The following is a 19,794-nucleotide window of genomic DNA, read 5'->3' on the forward strand; positions in this document are numbered from 1 at the left end:
CAAACGGGTAATTAAGCAGAGGAATTAAGTATGTTCGATTCGTTACAGGCCTGGCTTTCAACGTTTCTGTTTGACTGGTTGGCGGTTCTCATCACCTTGCTGATACAGGCAGTGGTCGTTATTTTGCCAGTGATGCTGGCGGTTGCCTGGTTGACGTTTGCCGAGCGAAAAGTCATCGGTTACATGCAGTTACGGATGGGGCCGAACCGGGTGGGGCCCAAAGGCTGGCTTCAGCCGATTGCTGACGCGCTGAAACTGATGTTCAAGGAAATCGTTCGACCCACCGAATCGAACTTCTATCTGTTTGTGGTCGCACCCGTTCTGACCATCGCGCCTGCTGTGGCCGCGTGGGCGGTGATTCCGTTTGATGCAAACGGTGTGGTCGTTGCCGACATCAATGCCGGTGTGCTTTATGTGTTGGCGGTAACGTCCGTCATTGTGTATGGTGTGATCATCTCCGGCTGGGCGTCCAATTCCAAATACGCGTTTCTGGGCGCGATGCGGGCGTCAGCCCAGAAAATCTCCTATGAAATTGCCATGGGGTTTGCCCTGGTGACCGTTCTGATGGTGGCCGGCAGCATGAACCTGACTGAGATTGTCGAGGGGCAGCAAGGCAGCATTGTCCACTGGTACTGGGTGCCTCTGTTGCCGATGTTTGCCGTATTTTTCATTTCAGGCCTGGCGGAAACCAACCGTGCGCCGTTTGATGTGGCCGAAGGCGAGTCAGAGATCGTGGCCGGTTTCCATGTGGAATATTCCGGTATGGCGTTTGCCGTGTTTTTCCTGGCCGAATACGCCATGATGATCCTGATCTCCTTTATGACCGCGGTGATGTTTCTGGGTGGCTGGTTGTCGCCGTTTGAAGGGATTCCCGGTTTGGAAGCGGTATTTGCCTGGGTGCCCGGTTTCATCTGGCTGTTTGTCAAAGTGGCCATTCTGCTGTTTCTGTTTTTATGGTTCCGGGCGACGTTTCCCCGTTATCGATACGACCAGATCATGCGTCTGGGCTGGAAGGTTCTGATCCCTGTGACCATCGTGTGGGTGTTTGTGGTCGGTGTGATGGAATATGTCCAGCTTGGGCCTTGGTTTGATTAAGTGGGGTTGAGCATGATTGCATTTTTAAAACATCAGGTTAAAAGCTTTGGCTTTACCGAACTGTTCAAAGGTCTCGCGGTTACCGGGAAGTATCTGTTCAAGTCAAAGATCACGGTTCGCTACCCGGAAGAAAAGACGCCTTTGTCACCGCGCTTTCGTGGCAAACATGCGCTTAGACGTTATGAAAACGGGGAAGAGCGCTGCATTGCCTGCAAATTGTGTGAAGTCGTCTGTCCGGCCAATGCGATCACGATTGAGTCCGAAGAACGCAAGGACGGCACCAGACGGACCACCCAGTATGACATTGACATGTTCAAATGCATTTATTGCGGTTTCTGTGAAGAAGCCTGTCCGGTCGATGCCATTGTCGAAACTCGCGTGTTTGAGTACGAATTTCATGAAAGAGGCTCTCACATTATGACCAAGGAAGATCTCCTAGCATTTGGTGATGAGCATGAGACGCAGATTGCCGCGGATCGTGCGGCCGATGCAAAATATCGCTGATCATTGATTCCGTTGAGACCGAATAACGCAAGAGTAGGTTACCCATGACATTTTTACAGTTTATCTTTTATTTGCTTGCGGCCATTGCCGTCATCGCCGGTTTGAAAATGATCAGTGTGAAAAACCCGGTTCAGGCGGCGCTCTGGCTGGTTCTGGCTTTTATTTCAACAGCGGGCATCTGGTTGATCGCCGAGGCCGAATTTCTGGGGCTGGCGTTGATACTGGTGTATGTCGGGGCGGTCATGGTGTTGTTCCTGTTTGTGGTGATGATGCTCGACATCAATGTCGCGGAATTCAAGGAAGGGTTTACTCGGTATCTGCCGTTGGGCGTGCTCACAGCGCTTGCCATCTTTGCCTTGATGTATCTGGTTCTGGGGCCTGAACGTTTTGGTCTGGAGCAGGTGGCAGCGCCCGCAGAGACGGCTAGTGCGCAAAGCAATACCCTGGCCCTGGCCGTGCCTTTGTACACAGAGCATGTTTATGCGTTCATTCTTGCTGCGGTCTTGTTGCTGGTCGGGATTGTGGCAGCCATCACCCTGACGTTGCGGCGCCGCCCCAACACCGAAGTGCTCTATCAGGACATTGACAAGCAAATCAAAACCCGTGCCCAGGATCGGTTCGAGATGGTGAAAATGCCAGCGCATGTGGAAAAACCACTGCCTGAAAAGGAGAAAGAAGAATGATCGCTTTATCGGATTATCTTATTTTTGGGGCCATCCTTTTTATGATCAGCATGGCCGGTATTTTCCTGAACCGAAAAAATGTGATTGTGCTGTTGATGTCGATTGAATTGCTTCTGTTGGCCGTCAACACCAACCTGATTGCTTTTTCTCATTATCTGGGTGACGTAACAGGACAGATTTTTGTGTTTTTCATTCTTACGGTCGCCGCGGCAGAAGCCGCCGTCGGCCTGGCGATTATTGTGCTGGTGTTCCGAAACCGCAAGAGCATCAATGTCGACGATCTGGGCACGATAAAAGGGTAATTGGTTATGATGTTAAAGTTTGTTCTTACGCTGATCCTGTTATCGCCCTTGTTCGGTGCCGTGGCAGCAGGGCTCTTTGGCCGGCGTATCGGTCGCAGAGGGGCGCATACCGTGACCATTTTCGGTGTGGCCATCTCCACGATTTTATCTGCGTACGTTTTTTGGCTGTTTGTCTTTCAGGGGCATGCCGTCTATAACGATTCGCTCTATACCTGGATGGTGTCGGATGGACTGCGCTTTGAAATCGGTTTTCTGATCGACAGCCTTTCCGCTACCATGATGCTGGTGGTGACGTTTGTTTCCCTGATGGTGCACATCTATACCATTGGTTACATGGCCCATGACGAAGATTACTCGCCCGATAATCCTTATTATCAGCGTTTCTTCAGCTACATTTCCCTGTTTACTTTCTCCATGTTGTCGCTGGTGATGGCCAACAACTTCCTGCAGCTGTTCTTTGGCTGGGAAGCGGTGGGACTGGTCTCGTATCTGCTGATCGGTTTTTATATGAAACGCGAATCCGCCATTCAGGCCAATCTGAAAGCGTTTCTGGTCAACCGGGTCGGGGATTTCGGCTTCATTCTCGGCATCGCCGTGGTGGTGGTGTATTTCAATACCCTGGATTATCAGGAATTCTTCGATGGCCTCAATGCCCACGTCGGCACGACCATGAGCTTCTTCCCCGGCATGGAATGGTCGGTGATCACGGTGTTGTGTCTGTTGCTGTTCATCGGTGCCATGGGCAAATCCGCTCAAATGCCGTTGCATGTGTGGCTGCCAGAATCCATGGAAGGCCCGACGCCCATTTCCGCCTTGATCCACGCGGCCACCATGGTGACCGCTGGCATCTTTATGGTCGCGCGTTTGTCGCCCGCGTTTGAGTTGTCGGCCGTGGCTTTGAGTACCGTCTTGCTTGTCGGTGCGATTACGGCCTTTATGATGGGGATATTGGGCATTGTCCAAAACGACATCAAACGGGTTGTGGCGTATTCCACCCTGTCGCAGCTGGGCTATATGGTGGCCGCGCTGGGTGCCTCGGCTTATGCCGTCGGCATGTTCCATGTTCTGACCCACGCCTTTTTCAAAGCCCTGCTGTTTCTGGCGGCCGGTTCGGTGATCATTGCGATGCACCACATTCAGGACATCCGTCAGATGGGGGGCATGAAAAAGCACATGCCCATCACCTATTGGTCGATGCTGATCGGGGCTTTGGCTTTGATCGGTTTCCCGGGCTTTTCCGGCTTTTTCTCCAAAGACAGTGTGTTGCTGGCCGTGGGACAAACCGATGCCTATGGCGCAGGGCTGGCTGAAATCCTGCTGTTGATCGGTGTCTTTGTGACCGCTTTCTATACCTTCCGCATGATCTTTCTGGTGTTCCATGGCGAGGAATCCGACTATGTGAAATCGCATCGGATTGTGGAATCGCCCAAGGTGGTGACGGTGCCTTTGATTCTGTTGGCGATTCCGGCTGTGTTCATGGGGCTGCCCATGGTCGGTTCCATCCTTTCAGGTGAATATTTTGCCGATGCGATCACCGTCCTGCCTCAGAACGATGTACTGACCGGCATTTACAACGATTATTTTGATTCGGCGATCGGCATGGCTCTGCACGGCTTTGTGACCGCGCCGGTGATTCTGGCACTGTCCGGGGTTTTCCTGGCCTGGTTGCTCTACATTCAAAAGCCCGATCTACCAGGCAAGCTTCAGGCCATGTGTCCACGTGGTCACAATATGCTGGTCAATGGTTACGGCTTTGATCGTTTCAATGAAGTGGTGTTTGTTCAGGGTGCTCGTCGCCTGGGCGATTTCTTCTGGCGAGCCATTGATGTGAAGATGATTGACACAGGCCTGGTAAAAAACACATTTACTTCGGTGGCGTCCGCGGCCGCAGCCCTTAAGCAGGGACAAACCGGTTTTCTGTATCACTATGCGTTTGTGATGATTTTTGGCCTGCTGGCGATGCTGGTTTGGGTGTTGTGGTAATTTTAGGGTCTTTTTATCTCGCACAGGATGCGTGCTAAGAACTCGATCAAAGAGAAATAACGAAGGGAACATTGTCAATGGTTTTTGGTTTGCCTATTTTAAGTACCCTGATCTGGTTACCGATCCTTGCAGGGGCGCTGATTGTGTTTGGCGGAAGAGACCGACCGGCTTTTGCCAAATGGTTTGCGCTTTTGACGTCAGTTGTGACCTTCCTGGTTTCTTTGCCCTTGTGGTTCCAGTTCGATACCACCACCGCAGCCATGCAGTTTGTGGAAAAATCGCCTTGGATTGATCAGTTCAATATTCATTACCATCTGGGCGTTGACGGCCTGTCGATGCCGTTGGTCCTGTTGACCACCTTCACACAGGTTCTGGTGATTGCTTCCGCCTGGGATGTGATCAGGGAGCGCGTAGAGCAATACATGGGCGCGTTCATGATCATGCAGGGCATGATGATCGGGGTGTTTACGGCGCTTGATTCGATCCTGTTTTATGTGTTCTGGGAAGCGTTGCTGATTCCGATGTTCCTGATCATCGGTAAGTGGGGGGGCAAGGACCGTGTCTATGCGACCCTGAAGTTCTTCCTGTATACGTTCTTTGGTTCAGTCTTCATGCTGGTCGGCTTCCTTTATATGTATTTTCAGTCGGGCAGCTTTGCCATTCTGGACTTCCATATCATGCCGCTTGGCGAGCTGGCCCAGATTCTGATCTTCCTGGCGTTCCTGATTGCGTTTGCGGTCAAGATTCCGATGGTGCCGGTCCACACCTGGCTGCCGGACGCACACGTTCAGGCGCCGACCGCCGGTTCGGTGGTTCTGGCCGCGATCATGCTCAAGATGGGGGGCTACGGTTTTGTCCGCTTCAGTCTGCCGATCACGCCGGATGCCTCCATGATGCTTGACTGGTTGGTGATTGCGTTGTCATTGATTGCCATTTTCTACATCGGTCTGGTCGCGATGATGCAAAAAGACATGAAAAAACTGGTGGCCTATTCTTCCATTTCGCACATGGGCTTTGTCACTTTGGGGATGTTTCTGGTGTATGGCATTGTGGCCAACAGCGGTGATGCTCAGGGCGCGGCTCTGGGGATGCAGGGGGCCATGGTGCAGATGATTTCACACGGCTTTATTTCCGGTGCGATGTTCCTGATGATCGGAGTGCTCTATGACCGTATGCAGACCCGCGAGATTTCGGCTTATGGCGGGGTGGTCAACACCATGCCATGGTTCGGGTTCTTCGCCGTGCTGTTTGCGATGGCCAATGCCGGCTTGCCGGGCACGTCCGGCTTTGTCGGGGAATTCATGGTCATACTGGCCTCTTTCAAAGCCAATGTCTGGTATGGCGTTGTGGCGGCTTCGACGCTGGTGATTGGTGCCGCCTATACTCTGTGGATGGTCAAGCGCGTGTTTTTCGGTCCGGTTGCCAATGATCAGGTCGGCTCTCTGGCCGACCTCAACCGACGCGAATTTGCCATTATGGCCACTCTGGCGGTTGCCGTGATTGTGTTGGGTGTTTACCCGGCCCCACTGATCGAAGTGATGGATGTGTCGGTCGCCAACCTGTTGATTCAGGCGACGACGTCGAAATTATAAGACTCACAGAGTCATAAGAACCACGAAATTAAAAGAACCCATTAAGTGAGTTGATCGTATGAATTTTGTCATCCCAAGTTTTACGCCTGCAATACCTGAGATCGTGTTGCTCACGCTGACCAGTCTGCTACTGGTCGCGGATACGATCTGGTCAAAACGCTATGAGTTTGCCACCTATTATGCGACTCAGGTGATTCTGCTGATTGTGGGAGCCTTGATTGTCACCAGCTTTACCACTGAGACGGTGATGACCTTTGATGGCAGTTTTGTGCGTGATGCCTTTTCTGATGTGCTCAAACTGGCCATCGTTGTGATTTCACTGGGCATGTTCCTTTTTTCAAAAGAATATCTGTTGCAGGCGAAATTCTATCGGGGCGAGTATTTCACACTGGGTCTTTTCTCGATTCTGGGCATGTTTGTCATGGTCTCCGCCCACAACCTGATTACTCTGTATCTGGGTCTGGAGATCATGTCTCTGGCGATTTATACGCTGGTGGCCATGCGCAAGGACCACAGCGCGGCGCTGGAAGCGGCTCTCAAATACTTTGTCCTAGGGGCTCTGGCAACCGGCATGTTGCTGTACGGCTTCTCCATGCTTTATGGCGCCACCGGCAGCATTGCCTTTGATGACATGGCCGCCGTTATTGCCACTGGTCAGGTCGATCATGTGGTGTTGTCATTCGCGGTGGTGTTTGTCGTCATCGGGCTGGCGTTCAAGCTGGGTGCGGTGCCATTTCATATGTGGGTGCCGGATGTGTACCATGGTGCGCCCACAGCGGTGACACTCTTTATCGGTACGGCCCCGAAAATTGCCGCCTTTGCCATCTTCTACCGCCTGCTGGCCGAAGCGCTCCCCGGCGCGGTGGCCGACTGGCAGCCATTGTTGGTCATTCTGTCGGTGTTGTCGCTGATTGTCGGGGCGCTGGTGGCGATTGTTCAGAACAATCTCAAGCGGCTGTTGGCCTATTCCGGCATCGGGCACATCGGGTTTTTGCTGCTGGGGCTGATTGCGGCCAACCCGGACGGTTACGCCAGCGCCATGGTGTATACACTGGTCTATGCGTTTATGGCGCTGGCCGCCTTCGGCATGATTACGGTCCTGGCGCGTACCGGCCACGAATTTGATCGGGTGGACGACTTTAAGGGAATGAATCAACGCAACCCCTGGCTGGCATTGATGATGTTGTTTGTGATGTTTTCCATGGCCGGGATTCCCCCGTTCATCGGTTTCTATGCCAAGGTCGTGGTGATTGAAGAAGTGGTTCAGGCCGGGTTTGTGTGGCTTGCGGTTCTGGCTGTTATCTCAGCGGTCATCAGTGCCTTTTATTATCTGCGTGTGGTCAAGGTCATGTACTTTGATGCCCCAGAGGATGCGTCGAAAGCCGAGCCGGTTGCACGGCATTTGACCTGGGCAATCAGTGTGGTGGCTGCGGCCTTGCTTGTGTTCGGGATTTTCCCATCTTGGGTGATCGATCTGGGCTATCATAGCCTCTGAGTTCATCCAGCCGCATTTTTGGGCCTTTTGATTTCGTACAAGGGCTCTGTTAACCATTTGATAGGAGCACAGGCATTATGACATTGGACACAGCGGTTTGGGTTTTGATCGTAACAGCCATTGTATTGGCCAACGTGCCCTGGTTTTTCGAGAAACGTTTGTTTTTGGTGGTGCCAGTGCGCTCAAAATCGGTCTGGTTGAACCTGGTGGAATGGTTTGTCTATTTCCTTCTGATCGGTTTGCTGGCGTTTTTGCTGGAGAAAAATGCCATGGGTAGCGTTCAACCCCAGGACTGGGAGTTTTACGCGGTCAATGTGTTCATGTTTGCCATTTTCTCATTCCCCGGCTTTATCTATCGCTACAACCTTAAACGTTATGTGCAAAACGGATAACGCCCCGCCTGATTCAGCCCCGTTTTCAATCAAGTCTGGTTTCAAGCGGAAAACAGGCGATTACAACTGCCGTAGCTTCTTTTCGATTCGTTGAATCGACACCGGTTTCAGGGTTTTCAACGGCTGGGAAAACAGCGACAGGCGCAGTTCCTCCAACAGCCAGCGAATTTCGACCAGGCCTGGGTGTTTTTGATAGGCCGGATCACTGGCCATCTGCTCAAAAGCGTTCAGCAGTGGGGTGAGTTGTTTCAACGCGATCTGGTCTTTGGCCGGGTCCAGTTCAATCTTCTCCAGCCGTTTTTCCAATCCCTGCAGGTAGCGCGGCAACTGTCTCAGCCACTGGTTCGGGGTCTCACGAATGAAATCCGCATGAATCAGGGCGTCCAGTTGGGTACGAATATCCTGAACCGACCCCAGTAATCGGGGATTGACCTTGCCTTTGATCCGTTTGGCCAGCTTTTGGTGGCGGCTCAAGACGTCTGACACCATTTCGGCCAATGACTGGGCTTCCTGCAGCCAATTCTGCCGCAGCGTTTCCAGTCCCTGTTCAAATGCCTTCTGAGTCCGAATCTCGGCGGGTTGTTCAATCAGTCTGGTCAGCGCCTGGTCAATGACCTGTTGGGTCAGATCCTTGCAGGAACCGTAAGGCGCAAAGCACAGACAGGCCTGTTTCAGCGGCAGCTGACGCTGCATGTATCGGACTTTGTCATCCAGAACGGTCGCAAACAGGGTCAGAACCCCTTGGGCATGAATGGTTTTGGCGGCATCTGGGTCGGGTAGACGATCAAGGTGGACGGCGTCCTCCTTCACTCTCAGCACCGGGTACACAATCAGTTCGCCGCGTTGGGTTTTGAGGGTTTCCGATTCCGGTAAATCACCAAAATCCCATGCGCTGATCGGTTGACTGGATTGGGTTTCAGGCTGATTGTTTTTCAACGATGCCGTAACCAGGTGCTGGTAATCCTGTTTGAGTTTGTCCAGATCCGCGCTTTCGGCCAACGTTTTTCCCTGCTCATCCTTGAGCACATAAAAGGGCTGACAATGTTCGGGCAGTTCCACGCTGTCAAAGTCCTTCAATGCCACCTTTTTTTGACCGCGCCGATTGAGCGCCCACACCAATTGGGTCAAATAATCCGCCTTGTGACCGTCGATTTTTTTGTCCGGCGTCATCTCTGCCAGTACCAGCTCGGCGGTCTGGGGCGCGGGAATGAATTGCTTTCGCAGCTGCTTGGGCAGCGACTTGATGCAATGTGCGGTTTTTTCGCGCAACAGTCCCGGTGTCAGCCATTCAAAGTCCTGGGCCTGGACCTGGTTGAGTTGCGCCAATGGCAGTTGCACCACCATGCCGTCCCGGGCCTGACCCGGTTCAAAGGTGTAGTCCAGTTTTAACGGCAGACGGTTGCTCAGCGTGATCTGATCGGGAAAGTCGTTTTTCAGACGTTCGGCATCCACCGACTGTTTCAGCAACTGTTCCCGGGTCAGAAACAGGGCGTCGATTTGTTCGGGATGGGTCTGGCGGGTTTTTTTGACCCAGGTTTCCAGCGCCGGTTGGTTGTAGATGTGACGGGGCAGACGCTCGGCATAAAAATCGTACAGTTGTTCGTCGTCTACCAGAAAATCCGGACGACGCAGTTTGGATTCGATCTGTTCGATTTCCCGGATCAGACGCTGGTTGTGTTGAAAGAAATCCAGCCGACAGTGCATCTGACCTTCGACCAGACCATGACGAATGAAAATTTTGTGGGATTCTTCGGGATTGATCGGGCCGTAATTGCAACGCCGTCGGCTGACAATGGGCAGACCATACAAGGTGACGCTTTCAAAGGCCCCGACCTGACCGCGTTTTTTCTGCCAGTGGGGATCGTCGTAGCTGCGCTTGACCAGGTGACCGGCCAGGGACTCGACCCATTTGACGTCAATGGCGGCGTTGTTGCGGGCAAACAGCTTGCTGGTTTCCACCAATTCGGCACTGATCAGCCATTTGGGTTTGCGCTTGAACAGCACCGAACTTGGGTGAATGTGGACTTTGGTGTTGCGGGTGCCCTGATAGCGTTTGTCGTCTTCGCGCACCGCCAAATTGCCCAGCAGCCCACTCATCAGCGCACGATGCACCGCAATGGCATGCACATCCGCGAGCTGTTCCCGCAGTTTGCCGCCTTCGCGCACCTCTTCGTACAGATGCAAGTCCCCGACTTTGATGCCCTGGCGCTTGAGGGACACCTCAATCTGAAAAAACAGGTCGTGCCATTCTTTCATCCGCAGGTAAGACAGGTAATTGGTTTTGCAGAGCTTTCGCAGTTTGTTCTGACTGAGGTGGCGGCGTTTGTCTTCGTAAAAGCGCCACAGATTCAAAAAGAACAGAAAATCCGAACGCGGGTCTTCGAATGTTTTGTGCGCCTGCGCAGCGGCCTGTCGGGTACTTTCGTTCATGTCGCGCGGGTCTTGAATGCTCAGGGCCGTGGCAATGATCAACACTTCCATCAGCACGCCGTTTTTCTGGCCTTCCAGCACCATTCTGGCCATGCGCGGGTCCAGAGGCAAACGGGCCAGACTCTGGCCGGCTTCGGTCAGGCGGCGCTCCTGATCCAGTGCACCCAGTTCGTGCAGTTGTCGATACCCGTCATTCACGGCCTTGTCTTCGGGCGGCTCGATAAACGGGAAGTGCTTGACCTGCCCCAATCGCATCTGGGTCATCTGCAGAATGACCGTGGCCAGAGATGTGCGGTGTATTTCCGGTGGGGTAAATTGAGCCCGGCCCTGAAAATCGTCTTCGTCATAGAGGCGGATGCAAATGCCTTCACTGACCCGTCCACAGCGCCCGGCACGCTGATTGGCCGAGGCCTGGGAGATTTTTTCAATCGGCAGGCGCTGGACTTTGGACCGTACTGAATAGCGGCTGATGCGTACCAGCCCCGGATCGATCACAAACTTGATGCCGGGCACGGTCAGCGAGGTTTCGGCCACATTGGTGGACAGAATCACCCGGCGCTTCTGTGAGGTCTGGAACACTTTGTTCTGTTCTTTCATGCTCAGACGGGCATACAGCGGAATCACTTCCGTGTGCGGCTGTTTCTGTTTGCGCAGGGTTTCGGCGGTTTCCTTGATGTCACGCTCGCCCACCTGAAACACCAGCACATCACCAAACGGGTCTTCCTGGGACAACTCTTCCAGCGCATGGCCGATGGCGGTGGGGATGTCCTGTTCAAATTCCTGGCCGTCGTCATCCTCAAACGTGGCCAAAGGGCGATAGCGTACTTCTACCGGGTAGGTCCGGCCACTGACCTCGATCACCGGAGCTCCGTCAAAATGTTGTGAAAAGCGTTCGGTGTCGATGGTGGCGGAGGTGATGATCAGTTTCAAATCGGGACGCTTGGGCAGCAACTGTTTGAGAATGCCCAGCAGAAAGTCGATGTTGATGCTGCGCTCGTGGGCTTCGTCAATGATGATGGTGTCGTACTGGTTCAGAAAACGGTCCCGTTGGACCTCTGCCAGCAGAATCCCGTCGGTCATGACCTTGATCTGCGAATGCGAACGCACCTGATCGTGAAAACGGACCTGATAGCCCACGGTGTCGCCCAGTTGGGAGTGAAGCTCTTCGGCCAGTCGCTCGGCCACACTGCGGGCGGCGAGGCGGCGTGGCTGGGTGCAGCCGATGCGCCCGAACAGGCCACGCCCGGCGTCCAGACACATTTTGGGAATCTGAGTGGTTTTGCCGGAGCCGGTTTCACCGGCAATGACCACAACCTGATGGTCGGCAATGGTCTGAATGATTTCCTCTCGTCGCGTCGCCACCGGCAGGTCCGGGTAGTCAACGCTGGGGCGGCGGCGACGGGTTTCCTCCACTCGCGCCTGAGATTGCTGCAGACGTTCCAGCCACTTTTGCCAGTCGGGCTGGGACTGGACGTCGGCAAAAGCCTGCGCCGACATGTCTGTCGTGATCTTCAGGCGTTTGAGCTGTTGGCGCAAAGGGTGGCGATCCTTGATCAGGGTTGTGTCAATCGCTTGGATGGCGTCCTGGGCCGTTTGAATCTGCATGCGTTCCTCGAGGTGATTTTGAGACGCAATTGTAGCCGCCTGACCGGTTGAGCGCAAAGCCCATCGGCGTCAGGACCAAAACTGACCAGGCCTGGTTATTTTTGGGTGGTGTTTTTGGGTTGAGGCTGGTTGCCGGTGCCCGACTCGGCTCTTTTGGCATCGGGGTTGCGGGCCACCTTGATTTCCACCCGCCGGTTCTCGGCCTGGTTTTCGGGAATCGGGCGACCGAACTCATCCTCGTTCGGGGCTTTGGGGCGCGTATCGGCATAGCCGATGGCCTTGAGCCGGTGTTTGTCGATGCCGCTTTCAAAAAAGATTTTCAGCACCGAAATGGCACGGCCCGAGGACAAGGCCCAGTTGGAAGGAAAACGGGTGGTGCTGATTGGCACATCATCGGTATGGCCTTCGATTTCGATCAGGTAATTGGGCAGCGGAAAGGCTTTGATTTCATCCGCTACCGACCGCAATAACCGCTGCGATTCCGGCGAAAGATCGGTGGACGCACTTCTGAACAGCAGCTCCCCCGGCAGATCGATCCGCAGTTCGTTCTCGTTGAGGTTCAGCGCTTCTTCGGGCGAGATGTCATGCGTTTCCAGAATTTCCGAAAGATTGGTTTCCAGTTTTTCCAGCGGGTTGACCACTTCTTCTTTTTTCAGCAGTTCGTGCCCCAGACTGGTCTGCAAGGCTTCGAATTTGGTCTGGCTGATTTCAGAGATGGAAAAGATCAGAACAAAAAACGCCAAGATCAAGGTCACGGCATCGGCATAGGTGATCAGCCACTCGTCCTGAGAGTTTTCCCCCAGATTGGCTTTTTGAAAAGTGCGGCAACGCCGCGTGGAATGCGGCCCTGCGGTATTGGGATTGGTTTTCGGGGCTTCCCGGTTTTTGGGTTCCGGCCGCTTGGGCATCTGGACTTCCGGCATAAATCCTCCAGCCGATCAGGCGCGCGTAAACTGATGGCGCGGATCAAGAAAGGCGTTCATAGCGTCTTGAATGTGCATGGGGGACGCCCCTTCAGCCAGCAGGAAAACGCCTTCGGTCAGAATGTGATTGCGATAGGCTTCCAGATCCTGTTTCTGTTCGACCTTTTTGGCGGCCGGTTTGAAAAACAGTTGCGCCATCAGCACCCCGTACAGGGTGGTCATCAGCGCCACGGCCAGACCGCCGCCGATTTGGGACGGGTCGCCTTCCATGTTGTTGAGCATGATGATCAGCCCCACCAGGGTCCCGATCATGCCGAAGGCCGGGGCGGCCGAGGCCATGGTCATCAGCACCTTGGCCTGCGCCATGCGCCGGTCGTACATGGATTGGCGGGTGTGCTCCAGCAGGGTATAGAGTTTTTCGCCCTTGTAGCCGGAAAGCAGATACTCAAACGACTGACCCAGAAAGTTTTCGTCGTCGGCGCGGGAAAGCACCACCGAATTTTCCAGGCGGCGCAGTCCTTCCTTGCGGACCAGTTTGGACCAGTCAATCAGGACCCCGACGTCTTCGTACAGCTTGCGTGGGTTGACTCTGGCCGAGGCCAGGGTCGCACCGATTTCCCGGATGGCCAGCAGCACATTGATGCCTTCAAAGGAAATCATGGCCACGGCCAGCGTGCCCCCCAGAACCATCAGCAGGCTGGAGAGACTGAAAAACATCATGTAGCTGTCGGTGTTGAGAAACACCGCCAGGGAAAATAGCCCGATACCCAGGATAAAACCCAGTAATGCGGTAAAGGAAATGTTCATCATGGTGGTTATGTCCGAATAGAAAGACGGTTTTTCAATTGTGTCGTTGCGGCTACTATAGCAAAATAGACACCATCTTAGGAAAGAGCGCTTTGCGCCAGGTCAAATTTTTGCTCAGACAGGCAGTTTTTTGCCTGGGGCGGATCAGAGGACAAGGCGTCGGAGACGAAAACGGAATGAGGGTGTGACGATCAGCGAATTTTTACAAGACAATCTGTGGCCGCTGGGTCTGTATGCGACCAACATGGTTCTGGTGGTGTTGGTGGTGCTGCACATGCTGTATCAGCGTCGCTCGCCGCAAAATCTGATGGCGTGGTTGTTCGCATTGATTCTGCTGCCCTTGATCGGTGTGCTGGTTTATTGGGTGTTCGGTTCCCGCAAATTGCTCTACAAGAAAAACAAGTCCAATCTGGCGTTTACTCCGTCCGGGAAAGGGACGTTGCCCGGCTCAGGTTCGGTCATGGCCACCGCATTGAAACGCCTGCTCGAACACCATCAATTGCCGACGACCACGGTCGCCAACTGCGTGCATGCCTACAGCGCCGAAACGCTTTGGCCGGCGTTTGAACAGCGTTTGAAACAGGCACGGCACTGCATTTACCTGCAAACCTATATTTTTGAGCTGGATGACACCGGGCAGCGTCTGGCCGATTTGCTGGCGGAAAAAGCCAGAGCCGGGCTGGAGGTCAAGCTGCTTCTGGACAGTGTCGGCAGTTTTGCTTTGTATCGGCGGCGAAAACGCTTGCGCTTTCTGGAGCAGGCCGGGGTCAAGGTGGCGTTTTTTCAGCCGCTGTTCAAAACCTTTTTCAATCAGCAGGTCAATCTTCGCAACCACCGCAAGATCTACCTGATTGATCAGACGACGGTGTTCACCGGGGGAATGAACCTGTCCGACGATTACTTCGGTCCCGACAGAACGGACGCACAGGACGGCGGCAAAGTGCGCTGGGTGGATTGGTTGTTTGAGATCAATGGTCCCAGTGTGGTCACTTACGCTCAGGTGTTTGCCGAGGACTGGTTTTACACCACCGGTGAGATCGTGTTGCCGCTGACCGAAGACGAGAAAAAACAAAACGGCCTCGCCTCGGGCCAGCAGACTGCGAAAGAAAGCGATTTTGACCAGGCCTGGTTGCAGGTACTGCCTTCTGGTCCCGATATGGCTGGCGATGTGCTCTTTGAAAGTTTGCTCTATGCCATTTATCAGGCCAAAGAGCGGATTCAGATTGTTTCGCCGTATTTCATTCCCGACAGCAGCATTATGAGTGCGTTGTTGATTGCGATCAAACGCGGGGTGACGGTGACGTTGCTGACTCCGGCAAAATCCGATCATCTGATTTTTGATCTGGGGCGCAGTTCGTATATGCGTGAACTGGCTGAGGCCGGCGGCGAAGTGTTGCTGTATCCGTCGGGCATGTTGCACGCCAAACTGGTCGTGTTTGATCGGCAGGCGGTGCTTCTGGGAACGGCCAATCTCGATTACCGGTCTTTGTTCATCAATTACGAAATGGCCGCGTTTGCCTACAGTGAAGGGCTGCTGGCGGAACTGGGACCGTTTTTGCAGGCACTTCGCTTGAAAAGCGACCGTTTTGTCCCCAAGACCTCAAAAGGACGCCGTTTGTTTGAGAATCTGACGCGCATTTTTGCGCCAATTTTGTAGCCTTTTCCATGTATCGACCCACGCATACCCCGATTTCGCCGGATTTTTACACCGATCCGAACACCTGCGCCGTGTTGCCCAACCCGTTTGAGCTGGTAGCCTGGAATGTGCAGAAGACCGATTTCACGCCGTATTCACTGACCGAACTCAGTGAGGTGATCCCGGTGCCTCAGGTGGATCTGCTTTCGATGCAGGAGGCGCGAACCCAGGATGGACAGCCCCGGTTTTTCAACCTGCCGTATCTGATGGCCCCCAATTTGCAGCGGGGCGGTCGTCATTATGGGGTCGTGACCGCCAGCCGTGTTCAAATGCAGGCGCAGGCACAATGCCTGACCCAGAGCCGGGAGCTGGGTTGGGCCACGCACAAAACCGCTTTGATTACCCGCCACCCCATGCCCGATGGTCAGTGGTTGACGCACTTGAACATTCATGCGATCAATTTTGTTTCTCATGCTTTGTTCAAGCAGGAGCTTCAGACCATCTGGCGCCACCTGGCCGAACACAGCGGGCCGATGATTTTGAGTGGCGACTTCAATTCCTGGAACCGAACGCGGGCCATGACCCTGCAAAAAGCCACCGACCAACTGGGGCTGAAAAAAGTGGCCTACCCGTCGGACCGGGGCATTCGCCGTCTTAACCGGCAGCCGTTGGACCATGTGTTTTACCGGGGCCTTGAGGTGGTCTCGGCCGAGGTGCTGTCCGTCCCGCATATCTCGGATCACAACCCCTTGAGCGTCTGTTTTGCCATGCTGGATGGATCGGCGGGAAACGCGTGATTTCTTTTCTTTTGTCTGGGGTGATACACTGTGCAGGCAATCAGATAATGAGATTGAACCCGCTTTTTTGACGACTCTTTTGACTTCTCCTTTGATGATATGGATGCCAATGTGAAACCACCCTTGCGTCAACTTCTGCGTGAACAGTTGGCTCCGGCCCATGCCTGGCTGGAGACCAGTCCGATTGTGGCCGCATTGTTTGACGGCGATTTTGACCGTCTGCAGTACCAGCGTTTACTCTGGGGAATGAAAAGCGGATTCTGTCAGATTGAACAGCACTTGCGTTCGTTTCAATCCGATTTTGAACAGGCAGGCCTGGTGGATTTTGCCACTCGCAACCGAAAATGCGAGCGCCTGGACGCCGATCTGAAGCAGCTCAGACAGATGGGTGAGCCTGCGCTGTGTCTCCATTCTGTTCCCGGCTTTGTCACGTTGCGTCATTTTTCCGCCGCCGCCGGTGCGCTGTATGTGCTTGAAGGTTCCACACAGGGCGCAAGGCGAATTGCCCCGCTGCTGGAAAAACGATTGGGAGCGGACTTGCCGCTGACGTTTTACCGGGGCGAGGGCGAGGCCACGGAGGAGATGTGGCAGACATTCTGCCAATGGTTGGATCAGGCCGAAATCGATCCGCATGAAGCGGTTCTGGCAGGCATGGAAGTGTTTGTGCGTTTGCGCCAGCAGCTGGTGCGAGCCGAAACCGAAGCGGTTGAATGTGGTCGTTGCGTATTGTGAATGGCGCGACGCCTTGCAAGCCTTCCCCGGGCGTATGTATCCTGAGCGTTTGATGGCAATGTCAGCGCGCAGAATGGCCATTTCAACATTCAGGAGAATGTTTTGTCCCAATTGACCGATGCCCCGACCCTGACCGAATGCGATAAAGAGCCGATTCACCGCCCAAATGGGATTCAACCGTGCGGCTGGTGGCTGATGATCGACCCGGCCACCTTCACGGTCATGGCCTGGGCGGGCGACGGCCTACAGGCCCAGTCGGGTCAGTCTCTGGCCGAAGTCTGGCCGGCATTGATGCCCTCGGTTGAGCGTTATGCAGCCACTTTGAAGGCGTCACCGGAAAAGACGGTTCTGGCGCATTATGAGCAGGTGACCGATCACACAGGCGATTATGACCTGAGACTGCACCGTCAGGGCGAACAGCTTGTGGTCGAGGTTTCCCCACAGGCCGATCTCTGGTGTGATGACCTGTCCCTGATGCAGTCCGTCTGCGACCTGTTTGATCAGGCCGATTGGGGAGAGGCCGACCTGCACGATCGCCTTTGTGCTTTTGTGGAAAAACTGACCGGTTATGACCGGGTCATGCTCTATCGCTTCGGCGAGAACGGTCATGGCGAGGTCATTGGCGAGGCGAAGAAGGAAAGCCTCTATTCGTATCGGGCCCATCACTTTCCGGCCTCCGACATTCCCAGACAGGCACGGGCGCTGTATGTCACCAACACCGCGCGCTTTATTCATGACACCAATGACACTCCGGTTCCCCTGGCGGGGCAGCAGGATGTGGACATGTCCGGTTCGGCGTTGCGGGCCGTGTCGCCGGTTCACATTGAGTACCTGAAAAACATGGGCGTGCAGGCTTCGATGTCGGTATCGATTGTGGTCGATGGGCGACTTTGGGGGTTGATCGCCTGCCATCATCAAACCCCCAAAACGGTTTCCCTGGGGAACCTTCGCTGTCTCAACCAGCTGAGCCTTCTGGTCAGCCGGGAATACGCGCATTTGGCATCAATTGATTACTACCGGGACAAGGACCAACTGATGTTTGGCCTGGAACGCCTTTTGAACAATGCCCGTCAATGGCTGGTTCAGACAGACAAATCGGCCAGCCACACTCAGCTGTTCCGTTATCTGGCGAACCTGTTTGATTGCGACAATGTGGTGGTGATGGATGGTCAGAACCATTACGAGGCCTGGCCTTTGCCGGACGGGGTGTTGGAAAAACTGAGCCAGTTTTTGCAGGAAGACCGTATTTTTTCGACCCGGCATCTGGGCACCTTTTCATTGGATTGGGAAGCCTGGCGAGAGAGCGTTTCCGGGGCGCTTGGCGTGCGTCTGGATCAGGATGGCAGGCAACAACTGTGGTTGCTGCGGCGTGAAGAGGCGCGCACCCTGGTTTGGGCAGGCAAGCCAGCCAAAGATGCCACCGCAGGGCGCATTTCTCCCCGAGAATCGTTTGAAGCCTGGCAGGATTTGCAACAAGGCCATTCCCGTCCATGGAGCAGGGCGCAACTGGACGTGGTGAGTGTCGAACTGCGTCATCGCTTGAATCAGTGGTTTGTGCCGGGCGACCAAGCCTCGGCGTTTTCTCTGCTGAATGACACCAGCACCTGCATGATTGTCACAGATCCCAACCAGGCCGACAACCCGATTGTGTTCGTCAACAAAGCGTTTACCCAGTTGTTTGAATACCAACCGGAAGAGGCGAAAGGGCGCAACCCGCGCTTTTTGAATCAGGGGCAGATCGATCCCGAGACGGCGCAACGCTTTCATCAGTCGATCAATCAACGCCAGCCTTTCCCAATCATGGTCAAAAATTTCACCAAATCCGGGCGCACCGTCTGGGTCATGGTGTCCATATCACCGCATTATGATCATCAGGGCCGATTGCAATACCTGATTTCCTCGCAGTATGACCTGACTCAGTTCATGGAAAACCGTTCTGAGATGTCCTCGGCCCTGACCCAATCGATTCTGGACACGCAGGACAATCTGGTGGTGGTCATGGAAGGAAACAAACCGGCCTATCTGAATCAGTCTTTTCTGTCGTTTTTTGGTCTGAAAAGCCTGGAAAACTTCCAACAGCGCATTGGTTGTCTCAGTGAACTGTTTGTCGAGGACGAACGCTGTTTTTACCCGCAAAATGCTTCAGGAGAGCCCGTCCTGTGGTTGTCGCAGCTTCTGGCACTGCCCGAGCCTCAGCGGGTCGTGTGCATGCTGTCGAAAACCTTTGAACCGCATATGTTTAATGTGGGCATTGCCGATTTCGGTCCTGATCGATACATTGTGAATTTCACCGACATCTCGGCCACCATGCAGGAGCAGCAGAACCTGCATCACCTGGCCATGACCGACCAGTTGACGGGGACCCGAAACCGTACTTTTTTTGACGAGAAGGTGGCTGAGCGCCTGAATGAGATCCAGCAGTCCGGACAGGTCGCAGGCGTGAGCATCATCGACATCGACTGGTTTAAAGACATCAACGATGCCCATGGACACCTGATCGGCGATGAGGTGCTCAAGGGCCTGGCTGACACCATTGCCGGTCAGGTGAGACAGGAGGATTGGCTGGTTCGTTGGGGCGGAGAGGAGTTTTTACTGCTCACAGGGCTTAAACAGGCGCAGGCGCAGGAAAAAGTGTTGCAGGGGATTCGTCAGAGAGTCTCTTCAAGCGCTTTCGGTTCCAAACGGTTGAACCTGACCGTCAGCATTGGCGGTACCTGCATCCAGCCCGGTGAATCGATTCATCAGGCCATGGAGCGAGCTGACAAGGCTTTGTATCAATCCAAGGAACAGGGTCGAAACCGGGTGACGGTCGTGTGAA

15 protein-coding genes are annotated in these 19,794 nt (G+C 54.2%); 12 read left to right on the plus strand and 3 right to left on the minus strand.

The annotated features are described in order from the left end of the window. Window positions 1-30 precede the first annotated feature (30 nt). From nuoH to A377_RS0109170, 8 genes are all read left to right on the plus strand, one after another. Window positions 31-1,095: an NADH-quinone oxidoreductase subunit NuoH gene (gene nuoH / locus A377_RS0109135; protein WP_019896028.1), complete on the plus strand. Its 1,065-nt coding sequence runs from the start codon at window positions 31-33 to the stop codon at window positions 1,093-1,095. Window positions 1,096-1,107: 12 nt separating this feature from the next. Continuing rightward, the gene (nuoI, locus tag A377_RS0109140) at window positions 1,108-1,599 is read left to right on the plus strand and encodes an NADH-quinone oxidoreductase subunit NuoI (protein ID WP_019896029.1); all 492 of its coding nucleotides are present in this window, start codon (window positions 1,108-1,110) and stop codon (window positions 1,597-1,599) included. Window positions 1,600-1,643: 44 nt separating this feature from the next. Then, window positions 1,644-2,282, plus strand: a complete 639-nt coding sequence (locus A377_RS0109145; protein ID WP_019896030.1) for an NADH-quinone oxidoreductase subunit J — start codon at window positions 1,644-1,646, stop codon at window positions 2,280-2,282. Beyond that, window positions 2,279-2,584 (plus strand): NADH-quinone oxidoreductase subunit NuoK, encoded by a 306-nt coding sequence (gene nuoK / locus A377_RS0109150; RefSeq protein WP_019896031.1) that lies wholly within the window; start codon window positions 2,279-2,281, stop codon window positions 2,582-2,584. The genes A377_RS0109145 and nuoK overlap by 4 nt, the downstream gene beginning before the upstream one ends. Before the next feature lie 6 nt (window positions 2,585-2,590). Next, window positions 2,591-4,567 (plus strand): NADH-quinone oxidoreductase subunit L, encoded by a 1,977-nt coding sequence (nuoL, locus tag A377_RS0109155; protein WP_019896033.1) that lies wholly within the window; start codon window positions 2,591-2,593, stop codon window positions 4,565-4,567. 77 nt (window positions 4,568-4,644) lie between these two features. Further along, window positions 4,645-6,159: an NADH-quinone oxidoreductase subunit M gene (locus A377_RS0109160; RefSeq protein WP_019896034.1), complete on the plus strand. Its 1,515-nt coding sequence runs from the start codon at window positions 4,645-4,647 to the stop codon at window positions 6,157-6,159. A gap of 58 nt (window positions 6,160-6,217) precedes the next feature. After that, window positions 6,218-7,654, plus strand: a complete 1,437-nt coding sequence (gene nuoN / locus A377_RS0109165; RefSeq protein ID WP_019896036.1) for an NADH-quinone oxidoreductase subunit NuoN — start codon at window positions 6,218-6,220, stop codon at window positions 7,652-7,654. 77 nt (window positions 7,655-7,731) lie between these two features. Then, complete coding sequence (locus A377_RS0109170) at window positions 7,732-8,046, plus strand: DUF2818 family protein (protein ID WP_019896037.1); 315 nt, start codon at window positions 7,732-7,734, stop codon at window positions 8,044-8,046. 60 nt (window positions 8,047-8,106) lie between these two features. Here A377_RS0109170 and hrpA read toward each other — a convergent pair whose 3' ends face one another. The 3 genes from hrpA to A377_RS0109185 all read right to left on the minus strand — a co-directional run bounded on the left by hrpA (window position 8,107) and on the right by A377_RS0109185 (window position 13,814). After that, window positions 8,107-12,081 carry an ATP-dependent RNA helicase HrpA gene (hrpA, locus tag A377_RS0109175; RefSeq protein ID WP_019896038.1) on the minus strand — a complete coding sequence of 1,325 codons (3,975 nt, stop codon included), beginning with the start codon at window positions 12,079-12,081 and terminating at the stop codon, window positions 8,107-8,109. Between the two features lie 95 nt (window positions 12,082-12,176). After that, window positions 12,177-13,004: an OmpA/MotB family protein gene (locus tag A377_RS0109180; protein WP_019896039.1), complete on the minus strand. Its 828-nt coding sequence runs from the start codon at window positions 13,002-13,004 to the stop codon at window positions 12,177-12,179. Between the two features lie 15 nt (window positions 13,005-13,019). Continuing rightward, window positions 13,020-13,814, minus strand: coding sequence for a motility protein A (locus A377_RS0109185; RefSeq protein WP_019896040.1), 795 nt, complete (start codon window positions 13,812-13,814; stop codon window positions 13,020-13,022). A gap of 181 nt (window positions 13,815-13,995) precedes the next feature. On the opposite strand from A377_RS0109185, the gene cls reads away from it, so the two are divergent. From cls to A377_RS0109210, 4 genes are all read left to right on the plus strand, one after another. Then, complete coding sequence (gene cls / locus A377_RS0109190; RefSeq protein ID WP_019896041.1) at window positions 13,996-15,468, plus strand: cardiolipin synthase; 1,473 nt, start codon at window positions 13,996-13,998, stop codon at window positions 15,466-15,468. A gap of 8 nt (window positions 15,469-15,476) precedes the next feature. Then, window positions 15,477-16,244, plus strand: a complete 768-nt coding sequence (locus A377_RS0109195) for an endonuclease/exonuclease/phosphatase family protein (protein WP_019896042.1) — start codon at window positions 15,477-15,479, stop codon at window positions 16,242-16,244. 111 nt (window positions 16,245-16,355) lie between these two features. Next, window positions 16,356-16,976 (plus strand): biliverdin-producing heme oxygenase, encoded by a 621-nt coding sequence (locus A377_RS12830; RefSeq protein WP_157760816.1) that lies wholly within the window; start codon window positions 16,356-16,358, stop codon window positions 16,974-16,976. 102 nt (window positions 16,977-17,078) lie between these two features. Beyond that, window positions 17,079-19,793: a diguanylate cyclase gene (locus tag A377_RS0109210; protein WP_019896044.1), complete on the plus strand. Its 2,715-nt coding sequence runs from the start codon at window positions 17,079-17,081 to the stop codon at window positions 19,791-19,793. Window position 19,794: the final 1 nt, after the last annotated feature.

The sequence above is a fragment of the Hydrogenovibrio halophilus DSM 15072 genome (assembly GCF_000384235.1).
In the GTDB taxonomy this organism is placed as follows: Bacteria; Pseudomonadota; Gammaproteobacteria; order Thiomicrospirales; family Thiomicrospiraceae; genus Hydrogenovibrio; species Hydrogenovibrio halophilus.